Raw genomic sequence first — 22,965 nt, 5'->3', positions numbered from 1 at the left:
GCGCGAACAATCAGACGTTGCGGTTTCGCACGTACTCGGGAGATAGCACCGAAGGCAGCGCCTTGGGCAGAGTCGCAGGCCAGTCGCGACTGAAATGCAGTCCGCGACTCTCGCGCCGCGAACGTGCGCCTTCGACGATCAACGACGCCACGTCGACGAGATTGCGCAGTTCGAGCAGATCGCGGCTCACCTTGAAGTTCGCGTAATACTCGTGGATTTCGTCACGCAACAGCGTGAGTCGATGTTTGGCGCGCGCCAGTCGCTTGTCGGTCCGCACGATGCCGACGTAATTCCACATCAGCCGGCGCAGTTCGTCCCAATTGTGGGCGACGACTACCTCTTCGTCGGGGTCGGACACGCGGCTTTCGTCCCAATCGGGCAGCGGCGCGTGGACGGCAGCGCTGAAGCCGTCCTGCTCGATGGCTTGCGCGGCGGAGCGACCGATCACGAGACACTCCAGCAGCGAATTGCTGGCTAGCCGGTTCGCTCCGTGCAGACCCGTGCACGAGGTTTCGCCGACCGCATACAGGCCTGCGAGATCGGTGCGTCCGGCGAGGTCGGTCACCACGCCGCCGCACGTGTAGTGCGCGGCCGGCACGACCGGAATCGGTTCTTTGGTGATGTCGATGCCGAACTCCAGGCAGCGCGCGAGAATCGTCGGGAAATGCTCGCGCAGGAATTCCGCCGGTTGATGGCTGATGTCGAGGTACACGCAGTCGATACCGCGCTTCTTGATCTCGAAGTCGATTGCACGCGCGACGATGTCGCGCGGCGCCAGTTCGGCGCGTTCGTCGTGGTTCGGCATGAAGCGGGTGCCGTCCGGCAGTTTCAGGATGCCGCCTTCGCCGCGCACCGCTTCCGAAATCAGAAACGACTTGGCATACGGATGAAACAGGCAGGTCGGGTGGAACTGGATGAACTCCATGTTCGATACCCGGCAGCCGGCGCGCCAGGCCATTGCAATGCCGTCGCCGGTCGCGGTGTCCGGGTTGGTAGTGTACAGATAGACCTTGCCTGCGCCGCCGGTGGCCAGCACCGTATGCGGCGCTTCGATGGTGACCGTGCGGCCGCTTTGCAGATCGAGTGCATAGAGACCATGGCAGCGACGCCCGGGCAAACCGAGGCGGTCCGACGTAATGAGGTCGATCGCGTAATGATCTTCCAGCAAGGTGATGTTCGGGTGGCGACGCACGCGTTCGCTGAGCGTGGCAACCACCGCGTGGCCGGTGGCGTCCGCGGCGTGAATGATGCGGCGATGGCTGTGACCGCCTTCGCGCGTCAGATGGAAGCCGAGTTCAGCGGCATCGTCTTTGGTGAACGGCACGCCTTGTTCAATCAGCCATTCGATTGCAGCACGGCCATGCTCGACGATGAACCGTGTCGCGGCTTCGTCGCACAGTCCGCCGCCGGCGATCAGCGTATCGCGCACGTGATTTTCGATGGAATCCGCCGAATCCAGCACTGCGGCGATGCCGCCTTGAGCCCAGTCGCTTGCCCCTTCCGTCATCGATCGCTTGGCGACCACTGCGACCCGCCTGGTCTCCGCAAGATTGAGCGCGACGCTCAAACCAGCCAGTCCGCTACCGACAATCGCCACATCGAATTCCATTGCCCACATCTCCGTCTATCGTTTGCCGTGACGACGCGTTTAAGACGCGCCGCTGAAACGACAAAGGATACGCGTCGCAACGGATGAGGGAAAGCTGACCAATTGGCATAGGACAGTCTTAAGCCGAACGAAAACGCAGCCTGAAAAGCAGAAAGCCCCGCACGAATGCGAGGCTTTCTGTTTGTCTTCTGTCTTCGTCAGGCTGGAGCCAAGTGTTACTTGATCTTGGTTTCCTTGTAGTCAACATGCTTACGGACGACCGGATCGAACTTCTTGATCAGCATCTTTTCCGGCATGTTGCGTTTGTTCTTCGTCGTCGTATAGAAGTGACCCGTGCCTGCGGTCGATTCCAACTTGATCTTGTCGCGTGCGCCTTTCGCCATGATTTACTCCTTAGGCTTCACCGCGTGCGCGCAGATCTGCGAGCACAGCGTCGATACCGTTCTTGTCGATCAGGCGCAGGCCGGCGTTCGAAACGCGCAGACGCACCCAACGGTTTTCGCTTTCCACCCAAATACGGCGGTTTTGCAGGTTCGGCAGGAACCGGCGCTTGGTTTTGTTGTTGGCGTGGGAAACGTTGTTGCCGCTCATCGGCGCTTTCCCAGTTACTTGGCATACGCGTGCCATGAGAGCACTCCTAATACGCTAATTCTGAGTTCGAACGCCGTGAAAGTTTCCCGAAAAGAGCAGCGCTGGGTTTAGCCGTGATTCAGTGTGAATCTCGCGAAAACCGGCAGTCGCTTTTCCTTTCCGGAACGCCTTGGTGGCTTCGGAACAGGGGGTTGGAAATGGGCAAACCGGAATTCTAGCAGGAAAAAAGCCGCAAAATCAAACCTTATTTGCGATGCGGGCCTGCGCGCCGGCGGTCGCCACCCCGCTGCAATCGTCTCACGGCCAGCCCGCGCGGGCGAACGAGTAGGTGCTGTCGGCGCCGATCACCAGATGATCGACGAGGCGCACATCGATCAGCGCTAACGCGTCACGCAGTGTGCGTGTGAGCCGGCAGTCGCTCGCGCTGGGCTCGACGGCGCCCGACGGGTGATTATGCGCGACGATCAGGCTCGCCGCATTCAGGCCCAGCGCGCGGCGGGCAATTTCGCGCGGATAGACCGCCATGTGCGTGAGCGTGCCGCGCGCGCTTTCCTCGCAGCGTATCAGCCGATGCCGGGCGTCGAGATAAAGCGAGATGAACACCTCGTGCGACCGGCCGCCGATCAGCAGGCGCAAATAGTCTTCGACGGCGTCGGGCGAGTCCATCAGCGGACGTTTGCGCATCTTGTCGACCAGCGACCGGCGCGCCATTTCCATGATCGCGATGAGCTGCGCTTTCTTGGCCGGTCCGATTCCGCGGAGCCCGTCGAAATCCGTGTAATCCGCGTCCAGCATGGCCCGCAGCGAGCCGAACCGGTCGAGCAGCCCGCGCGCGACTTCGAACACGTCGTGATCCGGCAGGCCCGAGCCGAGCACCAGAACGATCATCTCCGTGTCCGACAGGACGCCGGGACCCTGTTCGATCAACCGCTCGCGCGGCATGTCTTTTTTCCGCCATTTGCCGCGCACGAGTGCAGCCTGGCCGGGCGCGTCGGGCTGGCGCAGGCTGGCTGCGGGCCTTACTTCTTCAATCGTGGAGACAGGGTCAAGCATGGAATCTCATCCTCCGCACAGTTTCCGGGCGACGGGGCCGCGAGCCAGGGAGCCATGTGCACCGCGCGCGGCACCAGGCGAGCGCACGCGCGATGCAGCGCATGTGCCTTCCGTATGTGGCTTACAATAGGCGCTTTGCGCACGGCACCCCGACGGTTTGCCACACGCGTCGACTGCGCCCGCGGCGCACGCGTGCAGCGCGCTTCGACTGAGCGAGCACTGCATGAGCATCATCGACATTTCCGAAGTGAAGTCCGGTTCGCACGTGACGCTTCATTACCGGCTTTCCCTCGCCGATGGCGCCGAAGTCATCAATACGTTCAACGACAAGCCGGCCACGCTGCTGCTGGGCGCCGGCCAACTGGCACCGCCGCTGGAAGACATTCTGCTCGGTTTGAAGGTCGGCCACCATTCGACCTTTCAGCTAACGCCGGGCCAGGCATTCGGGCCGCGTAATCCGGAGTTGATCCAGCGCGTGTCGCTCGCCACCCTGCGCGAAAACAGCATGATCGGCGAGGATTTTTCGCCGGGCGACCTGGTCGAATTCAACGCTCCGGGTGGCGGTCGCTATGCCGGCGTGCTTAAAGAGGTCGGCGAAACGTCGGCTCTGTTCGATTTCAACCACCCGCTTGCCGGCCAGGCGCTGGCGTTCGAAGTGAAAATCATCGGAATTCTGTAACCATGAGCATTACGGATACGACTATTGCCGAAGCCGAAATCCTGCTCGCGCAGCCGCGCGGGTTCTGTGCCGGCGTCGACCGGGCCATCGAGATCGTCGAGCGCGCCCTCAAGCTTTACGGCTCACCCATCTACGTGCGCCACGAAATCGTCCACAACGCCTACGTCGTCGAAGACCTGCGCAAGAAAGGCGCGATCTTCATCGAGCGTCTCGAAGAAGTGCCGGCCGGTAATACGGTCATCTTCAGTGCGCACGGCGTGTCGAGAGCCGTGCGCGCGGAAGCCGAATCGCGCGGGCTGCGGGTGTACGACGCGACCTGCCCGCTCGTGACCAAGGTCCACATCGAAGTCGCGAAGATGCGCCAGGACGGTTTCGACATTGTCATGATCGGCCACAAGGGTCACCCCGAAGTCGAAGGCACGATGGGGCAGGCAGGCGAAGGCATGCATCTGGTCGAAGACATTGCCGACGTCCTGGCCTTGCAACTGGCCGATCCCGAACGAATCGCCTTCGTCACGCAAACCACGCTGTCGGTGGACGACGCGGCCGAGATCATCGGCGCATTGAAGGCCAAATATCCGGCAATCCGCGAGCCGAAGAAGCAGGACATCTGTTACGCCACCCAGAACCGCCAGGACGCCGTGAAGTTCATGGCGCCGCAGTGCGACGTCGTGATCGTGGTAGGTAGCCCGAACAGCTCGAATTCGAACCGCTTGCGCGAACTGGCCGAGAAGCTCGGCGTTCCCTCCTATATGGTGGATTCGCCCGACCAGATCGATCCGGTCTGGGTCGAGGGCAAGCGTCGCATCGGCGTGACGGCCGGCGCATCGGCGCCGGAGGTGCTAGCCCAGGCGGTCATCGCCCGCTTGCGCGAACTCGGCGTGCGCAACGTGCGCGCGCTCGAGGGCATCGAGGAGAACATTGCGTTCCCGTTGCCGCGCGGTTTGGGTTTGCCGGCCTGACCGACAAGGAGAAAGCGACACAGAAGAAAGCGCGCCGACGGCGCGCTTTTTTTACGCCCGTCGTCGGCAGCTGCATCGCAAAATTAAAGGGCCACACCAGTCGTTGAAGCGTTTTTCCCGCCTCCCAAGCGGAAATAATTTTAAAAAAACATCCCCATTTATAACTCGTTCCTTTTGATGCGTCCCCGTTTAAATTAAATCAAAACCGTCGCGCGGATTTTTGACGCACTAACATAGTGCGTATCGGGCGAAAGCAATCAAAACGTAATACTTATGGCAAATCCCGGTGTTATCGGGCATTGGGCGTACTCGCTGCAACACTTGATGACACGGGCTCTCACGCTGGTGCAACTGGTGCACGAAAAAAAGGCGCAACCTGGTTGCGCCTTTTAGCGAATTAACTCTCCAAAATAAGGTTGCAATGGAGGAAAACCCTGCCGGTTGAACAATATTGCCCGTCGCAAAATTGGAGTTACAATGCGCGCGTTCTCAAGGCCTTAGGGTCCCGAACAACAGAATGTGCAAGGCGCAGGAGAACTACTAGATGCGAGTGAAGTTTGCTTACGCCGTGTCCATCGCGGCCGTGGTCGTCGTCTCGACCGCGTGCGGCAAAAAACCGGATGGCGAGGCGGGAGCGGGTGCATCGGCGGCGACGGTCGCGGCGGCGCCGGCAAGCGAAGCGGTGGTCGTGAAGATCGGTCATGCGGCCCCTTTGACGGGTGGCATCGCGCATCTCGGCAAGGACAATGAAAACGGTGCGCGCCTGGCGGTAGAAGAAATCGACAAGCAGGGTTTGACCATCGACGGTCAGAAGATCCAGCTGGAACTCGATGCGCAGGACGACGCGGGCGACCCGAAGACGGGCACGGCGGTCGCGCAGAAGCTGGTCGACGATCACGTGGTCGCAGTGGTGGGTCATCTGAATTCGGGGGTCTCGATTCCGGCGTCGAAGCTGTACAGCGATGCGAGCATCGTGCAGATCTCGCCGTCGTCGACCAATCCGGCGTACACGCAACAGGGATTCAGGACGACGTATCGGGTGGTCGCTACCGACGCGCAGCAGGGACCGGCGCTCGCCAACTACGCCACGCAGGCGTTGAGCGCCAGACGCATCGCGATCGTGGACGATGCAACCGCCTACGGTAAGGGGCTCGCGGACGAATTCGCGAAGACCGTACAGGCGAACGGGGCGAAGATCGTCGCGCGGGAAGCGACGAACGACCGGGCCACGGACTTCCGGGCCATCCTCACGAAGATCAAGAGTGTTCAGCCGGACGTGATCATGTTCGGCGGTATGGACGCGACGGGCGGGCCGTTCACGAAACAGGCGGCGGCGCTCGGTATCAGGGCAAAAATCCTTGGCGGCGACGGTGTGTGTACCGACAAGGTGGGTGAGCTGGCGGGAACCGCCGTGCAAAACCTGGTCTGTTCGGAGGCAGGACTCGCGCTTTCGAAAATGGACAGGGGAGCGGACTTCGAGAAGAAGTACGTCGACCGCTTCCACACACCGGTGCAGATTTACGCGCCGTTCACGTACGACGCTGTATACGTGATCGTCGATGCAATGAAGCGCGCCAATTCGATCGAGGCGCCCAAGGTGCTGGCCGCGATGCCGTCCACCGATTACAACGGGGTAATCGGGCACATCGCGTTCGACGACAAGGGCGATTTGAAAGAGAGCGCCATTACGCTTTACGACTTCAAGGACGGCAAGAAATCCGTTCTCGACGTGGTCAAGATGTGATGACGGGATGTTCAGCCTGACGGCACCGATACCACCCAACGGTGCCGTTTTTGCATCCGCTCATGACGGGCCCGCGACTGCACCCCAGTCGCCAAGGCGCGCCGGCGGCGGATAACCCTTACCGGTTTTTACTATCAGTACCCGCAGTGCCGTTGAGATTTTCGAACCGCATCACCGCCCACCGGCTGATGAAGAACGTGAATCCAGTCGCACGGGCTAAGGAGCATTGAATGGATATCTTCATCCAGCAGATTATCAACGGACTGGTGCTTGGCAGCGTGTACGCCATCATCGCACTGGGCTATACGATGGTGTACGGCATCTTGGGCATCATCAACTTCGCCCATGGCGACGTGTTGATGGTGGGCGCGATGGTTGCGCTCTCGGCCATCGGCGTGCTGCAGAACCATTTCCCCGGGCTCGGCAACGTGCCGACGCTCATCATCGCGTTGATCATCGCCGCCGTCGTGTGCGCGGTGGTCGGCTACACGATCGAACGGGTGGCCTACCGGCCGTTGCGTAAAGCACCGCGTCTCGCTCCGCTGATCACCGCCATCGGCGTGTCGATCCTGCTGCAGACGCTGGCCATGATGATCTGGGGCCGCAATCCGCTGGCTTTCCCGCAACTGCTGCCGACCGATCCGCTCAACGTGATCAAGGCCACGGACACCAACCCCGGCGCCGTGATCTCGATGACTGAAATCGTAATCATCGTGGTGGCGTTCCTCGTGATGGGCGGTTTGCTGCTGCTGGTGCACAAGACCAAGCTCGGCCGCGCGATGCGGGCGATTGCCGAAAATCCGGGCAACGCCGCGCTGATGGGCGTGAATCCGAACTTCGTGATCTCGGCCACCTTCATGATCGGCTCGGCGCTCGCCGCACTGGCCGGCGTGATGATCGCCTCCGAATACGGCAACGCGCACTTCTACATGGGCTTCATCCCCGGCCTGAAGGCCTTTACCGCGGCGGTGCTGGGCGGTATCGGCAATCTCGGCGGCGCGATGGTGGGCGGCGTGCTGCTCGGGCTGATCGAACAGCTGGGCGCCGGTTACATCGGCAATCTGACTGGCGGCGTGTTCGGCAGTAACTATCAGGACGTGTTCGCGTTCGTGGTGCTGATCATCGTGCTGGTGTTCCGTCCGTCGGGTCTGCTCGGCGAACGTGTTGCGGATCGTGCCTGATCCCGGGCCATAAGGAGTCAACAGACATGACCTCAATTCAACCGATCGAGCCGTCCACGACGCTCATCCCCGAAAAGAACCGCGGCAAGACGCTGACGGTGGGCATCATCACCGCGATCCTCGTGATCGCGGCGCCGATGATCATCGGCACGGCAGGCGGCAACTACTGGGTCCGCGTGCTCGACTTCGCGATGCTGTACGTGATGCTCGCGCTCGGCCTGAACGTGGTGGTCGGCTTCGCCGGCCTGCTCGATCTGGGCTACATCGCGTTCTACGCGGTCGGCGCCTACGTCGCTGCATTGCTGAGTTCGCCGCATCTGTCCTCGCAGTTCGAGTGGATCGCGCATCTCGCGCCGCACGGGCTGCACGTGCCGTTCCTCGTCATCGTGCTGATCGCGATGGGCGTGGCCGCGCTGTTCGGCATCATGCTCGGCGCACCGACGCTGCGTCTGCGTGGCGACTACCTCGCCATCGTGACGCTCGGCTTCGGGGAAATCGTGCGGATCTTCATGAACAACCTCGACCGACCGGTGAACATCACCAATGGCCCGAAGGGGATCACGGCGATCGACCCAGTGCACTTCGGCGACTTCAGCCTCGCGCAGACGCACTCGCTGTTCGGCTTCCAGTTTCCGTCGGTGTACGCGTACTACTACCTGTTCGTGCTCGCCGCGCTGCTGGTGATCTGGGTCTGTACGCGTTTGCAGCATTCGCGTATCGGCCGCGCATGGGCCGCCATCCGCGAAGACGAAATCGCTGCGAAGGCGATGGGCATCAACACCCGTAACGTGAAGTTGCTGGCGTTCGCGATGGGCGCGTCGTTCGGCGGTCTGTCGGGCGCGATGTTCGGCTCGTTCCAGGGCTTCGTGTCGCCGGAATCGTTCACGCTGCAGGAATCGATCGTGGTGCTGGCGTGCGTGGTGCTGGGCGGTATGGGCCACATCCCGGGCGTGATTCTCGGCGCGGTGCTGCTGGCCGTGCTGCCGGAATTCCTGCGCTCGACCATGGGTCCGCTGCAGAACATGCTGTTCGGTCATGAAATCGTCGACACGGAAGTGATTCGCCAGCTGGTCTACGCACTCGCGATGGTGCTGATCATGCTGTACCGCTCGGAAGGCCTGTGGCCGTCGCCGAAGCACGAAGACAAGATCGCGAAACTGTCGAAGCGCAGCGGCAAGAAGCCGGTGCGCGCGTAACGGACGAGGACAATAAAGATGAGCGACAACATTCGACTGTCCGTTAAAGGCGTCAACAAGCGCTTCGGCGGCTTGCAGGCTTTGTCCGATGTCGGACTGGAAATCAGGTCCGGCCAGATTTACGGTCTGATCGGCCCGAACGGCGCCGGCAAAACCACGTTCTTCAACGTGATCACGGGTCTGTACACGCCGGATTCGGGCGAATTCAAACTCGACGGCGAGAACTACACGCCGACCGCGGTGTACCAGGTCGCCAAGGCCGGTATTGCGCGTACGTTCCAGAACATCCGTCTGTTCGGCGGCATGACCGCGCTGGAAAACGTGATGGTCGGCCGGCACGTGCGCACGAAGCACGGGCTGATCGGCGCGGTGCTGCAGACCTCGTCCGAACGCCGCGAAGAGCGCGAGATCAAGGAACGCGCGATCGAACTGCTCGACTATGTCGGTATTGCGCAGTACGCCGATTACACGTCGCGCAACCTGTCGTACGGCCACCAGCGCCGCCTCGAAATCGCCCGCGCGCTGGCGACCGACCCGAAGCTGCTGGCGCTGGACGAACCGGCGGCCGGCATGAACGCAACCGAAAAGGTCGAACTGACCAGACTGCTCGACAAGATCCGCTCGGACGGCAAGACCATTCTGCTGATCGAACACGACGTGAAACTGGTGATGGGTCTGTGCAACCAGATGACGGTGCTCGACTACGGCAAGGTGATTGCGCAAGGGCTGCCGCAAGACGTGCAGAAGGATCCGAAGGTGATCGAAGCTTATCTGGGGGCGGGGGTCCACTAATGTCCACGACGCAAGCAATGTTGAAAATCAAGGGCCTGCAGGTCAATTACGGCGGCATCCAGGCCGTCAAGGGTATCGATCTCGAAGTCGCGCAGGGCGAACTGGTCACGCTGATCGGCGCGAACGGCGCGGGCAAGACCACGACGATGAAGGCCATCACGGGTCTGAAGCCTTATTCGATCGGCGACATCGAGTATCTCGGTCAGTCGATCAAGGGCTTGCCGCCGCACGAACTGCTCAAGCGCGGTCTGGCGATGGTGCCGGAAGGGCGCGGCATTTTCGCGCGTATGTCGATCATCGAGAACATGCAGATGGGTGCTTATCTGCGTAGCGACACCGACGGCATCAAGGCGGACGTGGATCGCATGTTCGGCTTCTTCCCGCGTCTGAAGGAACGTGCTGCGCAGTACGCCGGCACCCTCTCCGGCGGCGAGCAGCAGATGCTGGCGATGGCGCGCGCGATCATCTCGCGCCCCAAACTGTTGCTGCTGGACGAGCCGTCGATGGGTCTGTCGCCGATCATGGTCGAGAAGATCTTCGAAGTGGTTCGCGCGATCTCGGGTGAAGGCATGACCGTGCTGCTGGTCGAGCAGAACGCGCGTCTGGCGTTGCAGGCGGCTAATCGCGGCTACGTGATGGACTCCGGTCTGGTCACGATGTCGGGTGACGCGAAGCAGATGCTCGACGATCCGAAGGTGCGGGCGGCTTACCTGGGTGAGTAATCGCGCTGAGTAAGTTAAACGAGCTGGTTTCGTAAAAAAGCCGCCCATATTTAACACATGGGCGGCTTTTTTTATTCGTGCGCGGGCTCTGTCTAGCTCACCGGCGCAGCATCCACGAACGCCCCCAGCCGCTTGCCCATGCTGATGACCGCATCGGCGCGATAACCGAGCGCTTCGTAAAACGCCTGAATATCCGTTTTGGCCGATAGCACCTGCAGGTTGAGCTTCGGACATCCCATTCCGGTCAACGTGTTTTCGACGTGCGCGACGAGCCGTGTGCCGATACCGTGACGCCGCACCGATTCATCCACCGCCAGCGAATACAGCCAGCCGCGGTGACCGTCGTAACCGCCCATCACCGTGCCGACGATCCGCTCGCCGAGCGTTGCCACGAAAAACAGCTCGGGTTGCGTCGTCAACTTGTTTTCGATCGACAGACGCGGGTTGCGATGCGGCTTCGTCGTGTCCCGATACTCGGGAAACGCCTGCTGCCACAGCGCGATGACCGCGTCGGTGTCGCGCGCATCGAAGCGGCGGATCGATAATGTCGCGCTCGTCGTCATACGTCTATTCCCGTGATTACAGCGAGTCCAGGATCGTGCGCAGCATGGCCATCATCTGGTCGATCTCTTCGTTGGTCACGTTCAGCGCCGGCATGAAACGCAGCAGATTCGGACGGGCCGCGTTCAGCAGCAAACCATCGGGCTGCATGTCGCGAGCTTTCTCGACGATCTGGTTGCCGATGTCCTTGCCGAGCAGCAATGCACGCAACAGACCTTCGCCGCGCTCACCCTCGAAGCCGCGCTCCTCCGACAACTCCAGCAGCTTCGCGCGCAGATACTCGCCGCGCGCGCGCACGCCTTCGAGGAAACCCGGCGCGGTGAGTTGCGAGATGACCGAGTAGCCGACCGCGGTCATCAACGGGTTGCCGTTATAGGTGCCGCCCTGGTCGCCGGCTTCGAAAACCGCCACTTCCGCCTTCGCGAGCAGCGCCGCCAGCGGGACCCCGCCGCCGATGCCTTTGCCGAGCGTCATGATGTCCGGCTCGATGCCCGAGAGCTCGTAGGCGAACAGCGTTCCCGCGCGGCCGCAGCCGCTTTGCACTTCGTCGACGATCAGCAGCAGGTTGTGCTTTTTCGTCAGTTCGCGCAGTTGCTGCATGAATTCGCGCGTTGCGGGAATCACGCCGCCTTCGCCTTGAATCGGCTCGAGCATGACCGCCACGGTTTTTGCGTTGATCAGCTTTTCGACCGATGCAATGTCGTTCAGATCCGCTTTCGGAAATCCCGGTACTTGCGGGGCGTAGATGGTGTCCCAGCCGGGCTTGCCGCTCGCCGACATCGTCGCGATGGTGCGACCGTGGAAGCTGTGATCGAACGTGATGATCTCGAACGCGCCGTCCTTGAACTTCTTGCCCCACTTGCGCGCGAGCTTGATGGCGCCTTCGTTGGCCTCCGCGCCGCTGTTCGCGAAGAACACCTTGTCGAAGCAGCTGTGCTGCGTGAGCAGCCCGGCGAGTTGCGCCATCGGCCCGTTATAGAACGCCGGTGACGGATTGAGCAGCAGCTGCGCCTGCTTGTTCAGCGCTTCGAGCATGCCGTCGTTGCAATGGCCGAGGCTATTGACCGCCCAGCCCTGGATGAAGTCCAGATATCGCTTGCCGTTATTGTCGTAGAGCCACGAGCCCTTGCCGTGCGTAAAAACGATTTCAGGCCGGTTCGTGATGTACATCAGCGACTCGATCGGGTACTCGGTGAAATTCATGACGGCAAGCTCCAGACAACGGGTGATGGATAAAGAAACGGGGAGTCGGAAAAACAAAAAAGCCACGGCATGCCGTGGCTTTCATGATTCGAACTGCGAGGCGCCCTGGTGTGGCGCGAATCCGTGACGAAGCCGGCGGCGTCCCTAAGGGAGCGGCGAGCGGCGACGTCGAAGTTCGGACTGGATGCGGTTCATGCGCGAAAGAATACGACAAGGAAAGCGCCGATGTAAACCACGAATTTGCATTGAGCCGATATTTTTGTTGTCGGCCCGCTCGAGGCTGCATGTCGCGGCTGGCCATCCGGCCAGTCGATTATGAGACGCTCGCTTGACTAGAATGTGACGCGGGGGCGGATCGATGGAAGTGGCGAAGTCACAAGCGGAGTTCGTGTTCCAGATGCAAATGGGCGCTCGACTGAGCGCCCATTTTTATTCAGGAAGCCGGGGGTCCGCCCACCCGAAGATAGCTGCCGACACTGATCCCGACTTATCGCCGACGATTCTACAAACAGGAAGAGGAAGCGTCAATGGGAACATTTGACCGACAAAGACATCGCTGAAGTCGCCGACCTGCTTTCAGGCGAGCGGCTTGGTACCTTCATGTCGATGACCGGGACTACGCGCGCTGCAATTGCGCTTCACCAGGAGATGCTACGACTTGCGGGCACCTTGATGAGTGTGACGGCGGTCGTGGAAATTGCTTTGCGCAATGCCGTCTATAACCGGCTTGCCGAACATTTTGGTAGCCATGCATGGTTGCGTCGCCCACCCGCGCCTTTTGTCTGGAAGGACGAAGAGCGAGGCAAAATCGAAGCCGCGGTGCGCAACGCGCAGCGCGTCGCCTATGCCAAATTAGGTCAAACCGAGAAGCGCGCGCTCGACAGCGCGGCATTTCGTCGAGGCGTCCCTTCCAATTTGCGTCACGAAATTCGACTCGACGCGCGGCAAAAAACCATTGCGGTCTGCAGCGGGCAGGTGATAACGCAGTTGACGATGTATTTCTGGAAGCGACTCTTTTCACGCGACTACGAGCAAACGCTCTGGAAAGTTGCGCTCAAGCGTATTTTTCCAGACCGGCGGATCGACCGGTCCACAGTCGCAGTTCAGCTGGAGCATCTTTATCAAACACGAAACCGTGTCGCGCACCACGAGCCGGTGTATGGCCGCAGGTTGTCCGATACGCTGACTGCCATCGACTTCCTTGCATCGAACCTGGGAGCAAGCGGTGACGGCAGTTGCGCTCCATTGCACAAGTTACTCGTGCCCGAGCAATCGACGCTGGCAACTCAAGCCCAGGCTCTGCAAACCCGCATCGACGCATTGACCGATGCCGACCCCGCATGGACAAAACGCGACCACCTGCACGGCCGCGCTCCACACCCCTCGTCCCGCGACCACCGGCGCTCTCGCGCCGATGCCGCACACCCCATCACACCGCGTTCGCCAGATCCGCCGCGCTCGTGAACGAGTCCGCGTAGAACTCGTCTTCCGGCAGGCCGTGATGCTGCGTGAAATCGCGTTGCGCCGATTCGACCATCACCGGTGCGCCGCATGCATACACCTGATGCGCGGACAGATCCGGCAGATCTTCGATCACCGCGCGATGCACGAAACCGACGCGGCCGGTCCATGCGTCGCCGGCATCCGGCTCGGACAAGACCGGTACGAACTTGAAGTTCGGATTCTCGCGCGCCCACTGCTCGGCCAGTTCGAGCAGATACAGGTCTTTCTTGCGACGCGCCCCCCAGTACAGCGTGATCGGCCGGTCCAGGTTCTTGAACACCGCGTGCTCGACGATCGCCTTTAGCGGCGCGAAGCCCGTGCCCGAGGCCAGCAGCACGATCGGTTTGCTCGAGTCTTCGCGCAGGAAGAACGTACCGAGCGGTGCCTCGAAGCGCAGGATGTCGCGCTCTTTCAGCGTGTTGAACACGTGGTCGGTGAAGGCGCCGCCGGGCATGTGACGAATATGCAATTCGATCGGGCCTTCGGCGTGCGGCGCATTCGCCATCGAATAGCTGCGGCGCTTGCCGTCTTTCAGGATGAATTCGAGGTACTGGCCGGCCAGATACTGCAGGCGTTCGTTGGCGGGCAATTGCAGCTTGAGCACGATCACGTCGTCGGCCTTGCGCTCGATTGCATTGACACGGCACGGCAGCTTTTTGACCTGCACGTCGCCAACGCCCGCCACTTCACGAATGTCGACCTCGAGATCCGAGCACGCCGTCGCGCAGCAGAACAGCGCCATGCCGCGGGTTTTTTCATCGTTCGACAAGGCCGACGACGAATGCGGGCGCTGTTCGATTTCGCCGCTGACTACGGCGCCTTTGCACGAACCGCACGCACCGTTCTTGCAACCGTACGGCAGACCGATGCCCTGGCGCAAAGCGGCGCTCAGTACGGGTTCGTCCTGTTCTACCTGAAACTGCCGGCCGCTTTGCCGGAGCGTGACGTTGAATGCCATAGAGAGTTCGTTCGAAATCGAGAAGTCGGTAATCGTTATCGGACCCGCGGTATCGACTGCGCGATACGCGCCGCGCCCGACCGCTACAATGCGTCCACCATGAAAGCGACACGAAACTTACGCCGGCCGCGCGTGCTGATTGTGGGTTGCGGCGATGTCGGCATGCGCTGCGTGCCTTTGCTGCAGCCGCGCGCGCGGTTATTCGCGCTGACCAGCCACCCCGAACGCAGCGCGCAATTGCGCGCGCTCGGCGTGACGCCGCTGGTCGGCGACCTCGACGTACGCGGCAGCCTGAAACGGCTTGCCGCGCTCGCGCCGACGGTGCTGCACCTGGCGCCGCCGCAAAAAACCGGCGACGACGACCGGCGGACCCGCACGCTGCTCGCGACGCTTGGGACACGCGGCACACGCGGCACACGCGGCACACGCGGCACACGCAGCGTTCGTCCGCTACGGGCCGCGCGTGGCGCGGTAGCGCCGGTGGGGCGGCTGCGCCGTATTCGTGCCTCGTGGGCTGAATCCGAAGCAGGCGGTATTGTACCCGACGGGGTGGGCCGGACCGCCGCACAGGGCCGCTGCGTGCACCCGCTGCGAATCGTCTATGCGAGCACGACCGGCGTCTATGGCGATTGTGGCGGCGCGTGGATCGACGAGACCCGCGCGACCCGGCCCGCCAATGGGCGTGCGAAGCGCCGCGTCTCGGCTGAACAGCAACTGCGGCGCGCGACCGCGCGTGGCGCCGTGTCGGTCAGCATCGCGCGAATTCCCGGCATCTACGCTCGCAACCGTCTGCCGCTGGCACGGCTCGAGAAGCGTACGCCCGCGTTGACCGATGCCGACGACGTCTACACCAATCATATTCATGCCGACGATCTCGCCGCGATCCTCGTACGCCTCGTCACCCACGGCCGGCCGGCGCGCGTCATTCACGCGTCCGACGACTCGTCGCTGAAAATGGGCGAGTACTTCGACGCGGTAGCCGACACCTTCGCGCTGCCGCACGCGCCGCGCATTACGCGCGATGAAGCCGCGCAGCAGATCGAGCCGACCTTGTTGTCGTTCATGCGCGAGTCGCGCCGTCTCGAGAACCGTCGCCTCAAGGAAGAGTTGCGGGTGCGTTTGCGCTACCCGAGCGTGGAAGATTTTCTGCGTGAAGTACGGGAGCGGGAAGGCTCGTCGAACGAGTAGTCTGCAAGATAGCGGTCAGGCCGTTCAGAGCTTCCGCAACGACTCGAACTCGCTGTCGTCGAGCCATTGCCACGCGCCCTCTGCGAGCGTTTCGGGCAGCACGAGTCCGCCGATCCGCTCGCGATGCAGCGCTTCGCAGCGATTGCCGGCCGCAGCGATCATCCGCTTGACCTGGTGGTATTTGCCTTCCATGACCGTGAGCGCGAGTGTGTGGTGGTCGCGCGCCTCTACGTCGACGGCGGCAATCGGTTTGGGCTCGCCGTGCAACAGCACGCCGTCGCGTAACGCGGCCAGTTGCGCGTCGTCGAGCGGGTGGCGCGTCGTCGCAACATACAGCTTCGGCACCTTGCGTTTGGGCGACGTGAACAGGTGCACGAACTTGCCGTCGTCGGAGAGCAGCAGCAGGCCGGTCGTGTCCTGATCGAGCCGGCCGACGCACTGCACGCCGCGCTCCGAGAACTGCGGCGGCAGCAGACTGAATACGCTCGGATGATGCTGCGGTTCGCGCGAGCATTCGTAACCGGCGGGCTTGTTCAGCAGCAGATAAGCGTGCTCGCGATACGGCCACAAGACACCGTCCACGCTGAAGTGGAGGGTGCCGTTACCGGTGGGGAAATCGGCATCGGGATCGGTGCAGGCTTCGGCGCCGGGATGTGCGCGAGGGTCGGGGGCGACGCTCACGCGCCCGGCGCCGATCAGCGCGCGGCACTGCCGGCGCGACCCGAAACCTTGTGTGAAGAGAATGCTTTCGAGATTCATGGCGAGCGAAGAATACCATCGCGCGCGGCGTCAAGCGGATCGTGTCACCGTGGCGGCGCGATTCATGAAGACGCGTTACGCTGCTCCATTTCCGAGGCGCCGTCTGTCACCGGACGGATCGCCAAATCTGATCACCAAGCGGAGCGCGACATGGGTAAGCAGACTATTGCGGATTATCTGGCCAAAACACTGGCGGCAGCCGACGTCGAACGAATCTGGGGTGTGACGGGCGACAGCCTGAACGGCCTGTCCGACAGTCTGCAACGACTCGGGTCGATTCAATGGATGCATACCCGTCATGAAGAAGTGGCGGCGTTCGCGGCCGGCGCGGAAGCGGCGGCTACCGGCAAGCTCGCGGTTTGCGCGGGCAGTTGCGGGCCGGGCAATCTGCATCTGATCAACGGGCTGTACGACTGTCACCGCAATCATCAACCGGTGCTCGCGATTGCCGCGCACATTCCGTCTTCGGAAATCGGTCTTGGCTACTTTCAGGAAACCCATCCGCAGGAATTGTTCAAGGAGTGCAGTCACTTCGTCGAACTGGTGACGAACCCGGCGCAGTTTCCGCGCGTGCTTGCCCGCGCGATGCGCACCGCGATCGAGGAGCAGGGGGTCGCCGTCATCGTGCTGCCGGGCGACGTCGCGTTGAGCGAAGCGCCCGACGAAACGCCGACGTGGGCCGGCACGCTCGAACGCTCGTCGGTCGTGCCGTCGGACGCCGACCTCGACCGCCTTGCCGATCTGCTCAATCAGGCCGGTGCCGTGACGCTGCTGTGCGGCAGCGGTTGCGCGGATGCGCACGACGAAGTGGTCGCGTTCGCCGATCAGCTCGGCGCGCCCGCCGTGCATGCGCTGCGCGGCAAGCAGTACGTGGAGTGGGACAATCCGTTCGATGTCGGCATGACCGGGTTGATCGGCTTCAGCTCCGGTTATCACGCGATGATGTCGTGCGACACGCTGGTGATGCTCGGCACCGATTTCCCGTATCGCAACTTCTATCCCGCGCACGGCAACGTCGTGCAGATCGACCGGCGCGGCTCCGCGCTCGGCAAACGCACACCGTTGAAGCTCGGGCTCGTCGGCGATGTGAAGGCGACCCTGCAGGCGCTCTTGCCGAGACTCAGGCACAAGACCGACCGGCGGTTTCTCGAGAACGCGCGCAAGCATTACGCGGATTCGCGCAAGGGTCTCGACGATCTCGCGCGTCCGTCCGATCCGGGTCGCGCGATTCATCCGCAATACCTGACCAGCATCGTCGATCAGGTCGCGAACGACGACGCCGTCTTCGCCGCCGATGTCGGCACGCCGACGCTCTGGGCCGCGCGCTATCTGACGATGAACGGCCGCCGTACGCTGCATGGCTCGTTCAACCACGGCTCGATGGCGAACGCGATGCCGCAGGCGCTCGGCGCGCAGGCGGCCGAGCCGGGCCGCCAGGTCATCGCGCTGTCGGGCGATGGCGGGCTCTCCATGCTGCTCGGCGATCTGCTGAGCGCCCGGCAACTGAATCTGCCGATCAAGGTAGTCGTGTTCAACAACAGCACGCTCGGTTTCGTTGCGATGGAAATGAAGGCGGGCGGCTATCTCGAAGCCGGCACCGATCTCGCGTCGACCGACTTCGCGGCCATCGCGCGCGGGGCCGGCATCTACGGTGTGCGCATCGAACTGTCGGAAAACATCGAGCCGGCGTTGCGCGAAGCATTCGCGCATCCCGGTCCCGCGGTCATCGACGTGGTGACCGCGAAGCACGAACTCGCGTTGCCGCCGAAGATTCAGTGGGCGCAGGCCAAAGGCTTCAGCCTGTACATGCTGAAAGCGGTACTCAATGGTCGCGGCGACGAAGTGGTCGAGCTGGCCAATACCAATCTTCGCTGAGCTTCCTCGACCCGGCGCGCGCGCCGTCTACTGCTGACGGCTTAGCTCACGCGCGGCGCGGTCGATCACATCGGCAATCGCGCCCGCATGCGAAACCGGCACGAGATGGCTCGACGCGATCGGCACGATCTTCGCGCCCATCCGCTCGGCCATGAATTTCTGGACGTCGGGCGAGACTGCGCGGTCATTGGTAGTCAGCACGTACCACGACGGTTTCTCGCGCCAGGCAACCTGATTCACGGATTCGCCGAAAGCCTTCGCCACGATCGGTTGCTGCGCGGCGGAGAGCACGCGTGTGAGATTGTCGGGAACGTCGGCGGCAAAGTCGCTGCGATATTTCGTGCGATCCAGCCACAAATAGCCGGTCGGGTCTTCGATCATGCTCTGGCCGGCCGGCATCGGGGCCGCGCGCTTCATCAGCGTGACGGTGGATTCGTGCAGGTCCGGTGCAATGGCCGCGACATACACGAGGCCGGCCACGTTTGGCGCGTTCGCGCCCGCTTCGGTGATGACGACGCCGCCCCACGAATGTCCGACCAGCATCGTCGGCCCGTCCTGACGCGCGAGCACGCGACGGGTGGCGGCGACATCGTCGGCGAGCGAGGTGAGCGGGTTTTGCACCGAACTCACGTGATAACCCTTCTGCTCCAGTTTCGCGACCACGCCGTTCCAGCTCGAGCCGTCGACGAACGCACCGTGCACCAGCACGACGTTGCGCACCGGGCCGAGCATGGGCGTGCTGGAGACTTTGCCGGCGGGTGGCGCAGCTGGCGCAGGTACGGTGGGTTGGGTGGCGGCGGTGCCTGTGGGAGCAGCCGATGGCGCCGGCACAGGCGCTATCGGTACATCGGGCAGCGGGCTGTCGGCGTCGGCCGGTCCGGCGGCGGACGGCGTGTCGGCGGACCGCGTGTCGGCGGACCGCGTATCGGGCGCCATCGTCGGCGCGCCCGTCTGGGCGAATGCGGCCCCGGCCAGGCAAAGACACACAGCAGCGGCGCACAGCAGACGTTGGGGTGACATATCGACTCTCCGGAGGCGGCAACCTCGACAAGGCAACATACCGAAGCGCGATTCCAGTGACAATCGCTATCCGCCCCGTTGCGTGCGGCGCAGAACCAAGCGCGGGTTGCGCGACATACAGGCGGTTCGGGTCACGCTCGCGAGCACGGTAAAATTGCGGGTTTCGCCTGAGGATCGCTGGTCTGCCCGGGCGATCGACACCCCGAGACTGGAGCGCAATTTGACTAGTGGACAGCAGCACGACGGGCTGAAGCAGGCTTCGAAGCACGACCCGACGCGCGACCCGAAGCACGACCCGAAGCCGGGTGCGAATCACGGCCTGCAGCGCGGTCTGAAAAACCGTCATATCCAGTTGATCGCGCTGGGCGGCGCGATTGGCACCGGGCTCTTTCTCGGCTCGGCGAGTGTGCTGCAGGCGGCCGGTCCGTCGATGATTCTCGGTTACGCGATCGGCGGCATCATTGCGTTCATGATCATGCGGCAGTTGGGCGAGATGGTCGCGCAGGAACCGGTGGCCGGTTCGTTCAGTCATTTCGCCTACAAGTACTGGGGCGATTTCCCCGGCTTCCTGTCGGGCTGGAACTACTGGGTGCTGTACGTGCTCGTGAGCATGGCCGAACTGACCGCGGTGGGCACTTACGTGCATTACTGGTGGCCGGGCGTGCCGGCCTGGCTCTCGGCGCTGGTGTGCTTCGCGCTCATCAACGCGATCAATCTGACCAACGTCAAGGCTTATGGCGAGACCGAGTTCTGGTTCGCGATCGTCAAAGTGGCGGCCGTGATCGGCATGATCGTGTTCGGCGGCTATCTTTTGATGACCGGGCACGGCGGTCCGCAAGCGTCGTTCTCGAACCTGTGGCGCAACGGCGGGTTTTTCCCGCACGGCGTGCATGGCCTGTTCATGATGCTGGCCGTCATCATGTTTTCATTCGGCGGGCTGGAACTGATCGGCATCACGGCAGCGGAAGCCGACGAGCCGCACAAGAGCATTCCGAAGGCGGTGAATCAGGTGATCTACCGGATCCTGATTTTTTATATCTGCTCGTTGACTGTATTGCTCTCGCTGTATCCGTGGAACCAGGTCGCGGCGGGCGGCAGCCCGTTCGTGATGATCTTTTCGCAGATCGGTTCGACGCTGACGGCCAATGTGCTCAACGTCGTGGTGCTGACCGCGGCGCTCTCGGTCTACAACAGCGGCGTGTATGCGAACAGCCGGATGCTGTACGGTCTCGCGGAGCAAGGCAATGCGCCGCGCGCGCTGATGAAGGTCGACCGCCGCGGTGTGCCTTACCTGGCGATCGGCTTGTCGGCGCTGGCCACGTTCACGTGCGTGATCGTCAACTATCTGATTCCTGCAGAGGCGCTGGGTTTGTTGATGGCTCTGGTCGTCGCGGCGCTGGTGCTGAACTGGGCGTTGATCAGCCTGACGCATCTTAAGTCGCGCAAGGCCATGGTCGCGGCCGGTGAGACGCTGGTGTTCAGGTCGTTCTGGTTCCCGGTCAGCAACTGGATCTGCCTCGCGTTCATGGCGTTGATTCTGGTGATTCTGGCGATGACCCCGGGCCTGTCGGTGTCGGTCTGGCTCGTGCCGGTGTGGTTGCTGGTGATGTGGGTGGGGTACGAGGTGAAGCGTCGGCGGGCGGGGGGGAGAGCGAGGTAGTTGCCCTGTAGTTGCTGTCAAGCCATAAACGAAAAACCCCGCAGGCAGCAGATGCTGGCGGGGTTTCAGGTGCAGACGACTACGGTGCTACGTATTCTTTGGTGCCCAGGGCCGGAATCGAACCGGCACGCCTTGCGGCGGGGGATTTTGAGTCCCCTGCGTCTACCAATTTCACCACCTGGGCAGGTCTTGCAGATCATCTCGCACGTCGCGCGCTAAAGCCGGCGCGGCGCGAAGACGCAGATTATGGCCGAAAATCCGGCGACGGGCAAGCCGCTCGCCAGGTTATCGTCGACGGTCGTCAAACCGTCCTTGAAAAACGCTCGAGCCGGTGTTGGCCGCCTTGCTGTCTTAGGTAGCCGTCGAACACCATCGCGATATTGCGCACCAGCATGCGGCCGGCCGTTTGCACGACGAGCCGGTCGCTCGTCAGCGAAACGAGACCGTCCTCTTCGAAGTCGCGCAAGCGCGCAAGTTCGGGCTCGAAGGTTTGAGTGAAGCGGATGCCATGCGCCGCTTCGACCTCGTCGAAGCGCAGTTCGAGATTACACATCAATTGCGTGATGACATCGCGCCGAAGACGATCTTCTGCGGTGAGCTTCACACCTCGCGTGATAGCAAGCTTGCCCGCTTCGATAGCCGCCGTATAAGCCGGCAGGTCTTTGGCATTTTGCGCGTACACGTCGCCCACTTTGCCGATCGACGATGCGCCGAGGCCGATCAGATCGCACTGCGCGCGCGTGCTGTAGCCCTGAAAATTCCGCTGCAAGGTGCGCTGTCGTTGCGCGCGCGCGAGTTCGTCCGAGGGCAACGCGAAATGATCCATGCCGATGTACACATAGCCCGCGCCGGTCAGCCGTTCGATGACCCGTTGCAGGATCGCGAGGCGCATCGAAGGCGAGGGCAGCGTCGCCTCGTCCATCTGGCGTTGCATCTTGAAGAGCTGCGGCATGTGCGCATAAGCAAACACCGACAGCCGCTCGGGCGCGAGTTCCAGCATCGTGTCGAGGGTACGGCTGAAACTGTCCGCGGTTTGATGCGGCAAGCCGTAAATCAGGTCCACGCCGATCGAATGAAAACCGTTGTCGCGCGCGGCCTGCATCACCGAGGCTGTCAACCCGAATGGCTGGATCCGGTTGATCGCCTGTTGCACGCGTGGATCGAAGTCCTGCACGCCCAGACTCAAGCGGTTAAAGCCGAGCTTGCGCAGATGCTCGATGGTCGCGGGCGACGCTTCGCGCGGATCGACCTCGATTGAGTATTCGCCCGCGTCGTCGGGACGCAACGCGAAGTGTTCGCGCGTCGCCGCCATCAACTCGGCCATCTCGTCGTGCGACAGAAAGGTCGGCGTGCCGCCGCCCCAATGCAGTTGCGAGACCGGCCGCCGCGTATCGAAACACGCTGCCTGCAAGGCCATTTCGCGTTTCAGCAGATCGAGATAGGGCCGCGCGTGAGCCCGGTTTTTCGTCGCTATCCTGTTGCAGCCGCAGTAGAAGCACACGGTGTCGCAAAACGGAATGTGCACGTAGAGCGAGAGGTCGGTGTCCGACGCGCCGGGGTCGGCGGCCGCGCGCAGGTAATCGGCGGGTTCGAACTCGTCGCGGAACTGCAGGGCGGTGGGATAGGACGTGTAGCGCGGACCGTTCGCACTGTACTTGGCGAGCAGGTCGGGGTGAAACAGCGTGTCGGCGGTGGTCATGATGAGCCCG

21 protein-coding genes and 1 tRNA gene are annotated in these 22,965 nt (G+C 62.4%); 11 read left to right on the top strand and 11 right to left on the bottom strand.

The window, feature by feature from the left end:
- Positions 1-10: 10 nt before the first annotated feature.
- The 4 genes from nadB to radC all read right to left on the bottom strand — a co-directional run bounded on the left by nadB (position 11) and on the right by radC (position 3,253).
- Positions 11-1,609, bottom strand: a complete 1,599-nt coding sequence (gene nadB, locus FQ746_RS22855; RefSeq protein ID WP_144111901.1) for an L-aspartate oxidase — start codon at positions 1,607-1,609, stop codon at positions 11-13.
- A gap of 215 nt (positions 1,610-1,824) precedes the next feature.
- Positions 1,825-1,992 (bottom strand): 50S ribosomal protein L33, encoded by a 168-nt coding sequence (gene rpmG / locus FQ746_RS22850; protein WP_006050116.1) that lies wholly within the window; start codon positions 1,990-1,992, stop codon positions 1,825-1,827.
- A gap of 10 nt (positions 1,993-2,002) precedes the next feature.
- Positions 2,003-2,236: a 50S ribosomal protein L28 gene (gene rpmB / locus FQ746_RS22845; RefSeq protein WP_007180631.1), complete on the bottom strand. Its 234-nt coding sequence runs from the start codon at positions 2,234-2,236 to the stop codon at positions 2,003-2,005.
- A 261-nt stretch (positions 2,237-2,497) separates the two neighbouring features.
- Entirely contained in the window at positions 2,498-3,253 is a 756-nt protein-coding gene (radC, locus tag FQ746_RS22840) for a RadC family protein (RefSeq protein WP_144111900.1), read from the bottom strand.
- A 223-nt stretch (positions 3,254-3,476) separates the two neighbouring features.
- On the opposite strand from radC, the gene FQ746_RS22835 reads away from it, so the two are divergent.
- From FQ746_RS22835 to FQ746_RS22805, 7 genes are all read left to right on the top strand, one after another.
- The gene (locus FQ746_RS22835; RefSeq protein WP_144111899.1) at positions 3,477-3,932 is read left to right on the top strand and encodes a peptidylprolyl isomerase; all 456 of its coding nucleotides are present in this window, start codon (positions 3,477-3,479) and stop codon (positions 3,930-3,932) included.
- Between the two features lie 2 nt (positions 3,933-3,934).
- Positions 3,935-4,894 (top strand): 4-hydroxy-3-methylbut-2-enyl diphosphate reductase, encoded by a 960-nt coding sequence (gene ispH, locus FQ746_RS22830; RefSeq protein WP_144111898.1) that lies wholly within the window; start codon positions 3,935-3,937, stop codon positions 4,892-4,894.
- A gap of 544 nt (positions 4,895-5,438) precedes the next feature.
- Complete coding sequence (locus FQ746_RS22825; RefSeq protein ID WP_144111897.1) at positions 5,439-6,638, top strand: branched-chain amino acid ABC transporter substrate-binding protein; 1,200 nt, start codon at positions 5,439-5,441, stop codon at positions 6,636-6,638.
- A 230-nt stretch (positions 6,639-6,868) separates the two neighbouring features.
- Entirely contained in the window at positions 6,869-7,819 is a 951-nt protein-coding gene (locus tag FQ746_RS22820) for a branched-chain amino acid ABC transporter permease (protein WP_144111896.1), read from the top strand.
- A 26-nt stretch (positions 7,820-7,845) separates the two neighbouring features.
- Complete coding sequence (locus tag FQ746_RS22815) at positions 7,846-9,015, top strand: branched-chain amino acid ABC transporter permease (protein ID WP_144111895.1); 1,170 nt, start codon at positions 7,846-7,848, stop codon at positions 9,013-9,015.
- 18 nt (positions 9,016-9,033) lie between these two features.
- Positions 9,034-9,807, top strand: coding sequence for an ABC transporter ATP-binding protein (locus FQ746_RS22810; protein ID WP_144111894.1), 774 nt, complete (start codon positions 9,034-9,036; stop codon positions 9,805-9,807).
- A 17-nt stretch (positions 9,808-9,824) separates the two neighbouring features.
- A complete protein-coding gene (locus FQ746_RS22805; protein ID WP_144111893.1) occupies positions 9,825-10,529 on the top strand; it encodes an ABC transporter ATP-binding protein in 705 nt (234 codons plus the stop codon).
- Between the two features lie 92 nt (positions 10,530-10,621).
- On the opposite strand, the gene FQ746_RS22800 is transcribed toward FQ746_RS22805, so the two are convergent.
- Together FQ746_RS22800 and FQ746_RS22795 are read right to left on the bottom strand one after the other, a co-directional pair.
- Positions 10,622-11,092 (bottom strand): GNAT family acetyltransferase, encoded by a 471-nt coding sequence (locus FQ746_RS22800; protein ID WP_144111892.1) that lies wholly within the window; start codon positions 11,090-11,092, stop codon positions 10,622-10,624.
- 16 nt (positions 11,093-11,108) lie between these two features.
- Positions 11,109-12,293: an acetylornithine transaminase gene (locus tag FQ746_RS22795; protein WP_144111891.1), complete on the bottom strand. Its 1,185-nt coding sequence runs from the start codon at positions 12,291-12,293 to the stop codon at positions 11,109-11,111.
- Positions 12,294-12,830: 537 nt separating this feature from the next.
- On the opposite strand from FQ746_RS22795, the gene FQ746_RS22790 reads away from it, so the two are divergent.
- On the top strand, positions 12,831-13,757 hold the full coding sequence (locus FQ746_RS22790) for a hypothetical protein (RefSeq protein ID WP_186310815.1): 927 nt from the start codon (positions 12,831-12,833) through the stop codon (positions 13,755-13,757).
- On the opposite strand, the gene FQ746_RS22785 is transcribed toward FQ746_RS22790, so the two are convergent.
- Entirely contained in the window at positions 13,723-14,754 is a 1,032-nt protein-coding gene (locus FQ746_RS22785) for a CDP-6-deoxy-delta-3,4-glucoseen reductase (RefSeq protein WP_144111890.1), read from the bottom strand. The genes FQ746_RS22790 and FQ746_RS22785 overlap by 35 nt on opposite strands.
- 99 nt (positions 14,755-14,853) lie before the next feature.
- On the opposite strand from FQ746_RS22785, the gene FQ746_RS22780 reads away from it, so the two are divergent.
- Positions 14,854-15,942 carry a sugar nucleotide-binding protein gene (locus tag FQ746_RS22780; RefSeq protein WP_144111889.1) on the top strand — a complete coding sequence of 363 codons (1,089 nt, stop codon included), beginning with the start codon at positions 14,854-14,856 and terminating at the stop codon, positions 15,940-15,942.
- Between the two features lie 24 nt (positions 15,943-15,966).
- Here FQ746_RS22780 and FQ746_RS22775 read toward each other — a convergent pair whose 3' ends face one another.
- On the bottom strand, positions 15,967-16,701 hold the full coding sequence (locus tag FQ746_RS22775; protein WP_144111888.1) for a pseudouridine synthase: 735 nt from the start codon (positions 16,699-16,701) through the stop codon (positions 15,967-15,969).
- Between the two features lie 150 nt (positions 16,702-16,851).
- On the opposite strand from FQ746_RS22775, the gene poxB reads away from it, so the two are divergent.
- Complete coding sequence (gene poxB, locus FQ746_RS22770; protein WP_144111887.1) at positions 16,852-18,576, top strand: ubiquinone-dependent pyruvate dehydrogenase; 1,725 nt, start codon at positions 16,852-16,854, stop codon at positions 18,574-18,576.
- A 27-nt stretch (positions 18,577-18,603) separates the two neighbouring features.
- Here poxB and FQ746_RS22765 read toward each other — a convergent pair whose 3' ends face one another.
- Positions 18,604-19,596: an alpha/beta fold hydrolase gene (locus FQ746_RS22765; protein ID WP_144111886.1), complete on the bottom strand. Its 993-nt coding sequence runs from the start codon at positions 19,594-19,596 to the stop codon at positions 18,604-18,606.
- A 319-nt stretch (positions 19,597-19,915) separates the two neighbouring features.
- On the opposite strand from FQ746_RS22765, the gene FQ746_RS22760 reads away from it, so the two are divergent.
- Positions 19,916-21,256: an amino acid permease gene (locus FQ746_RS22760; protein WP_144112254.1), complete on the top strand. Its 1,341-nt coding sequence runs from the start codon at positions 19,916-19,918 to the stop codon at positions 21,254-21,256.
- A gap of 99 nt (positions 21,257-21,355) precedes the next feature.
- Here the strand turns inward: FQ746_RS22760 and FQ746_RS22755 are convergent.
- Both FQ746_RS22755 and hemN read right to left on the bottom strand, forming a co-directional pair.
- A tRNA-Leu gene (locus FQ746_RS22755) sits at positions 21,356-21,440 on the bottom strand.
- Positions 21,441-21,557: 117 nt separating this feature from the next.
- Positions 21,558-22,955 carry an oxygen-independent coproporphyrinogen III oxidase gene (gene hemN / locus FQ746_RS22750; protein ID WP_144111885.1) on the bottom strand — a complete coding sequence of 466 codons (1,398 nt, stop codon included), beginning with the start codon at positions 22,953-22,955 and terminating at the stop codon, positions 21,558-21,560.
- Between the last annotated feature and the right edge of the window lie 10 nt (positions 22,956-22,965).

It is taken from the genome of Paraburkholderia sp. BCC1886 (assembly GCF_900996245.1).
Lineage (GTDB): Bacteria > Pseudomonadota > Gammaproteobacteria > Burkholderiales > Burkholderiaceae > Paraburkholderia.
The sequence above is the reverse complement of the archived record's forward strand: the minus strand, read 5'-3'. Positions and strand labels throughout refer to the sequence as shown.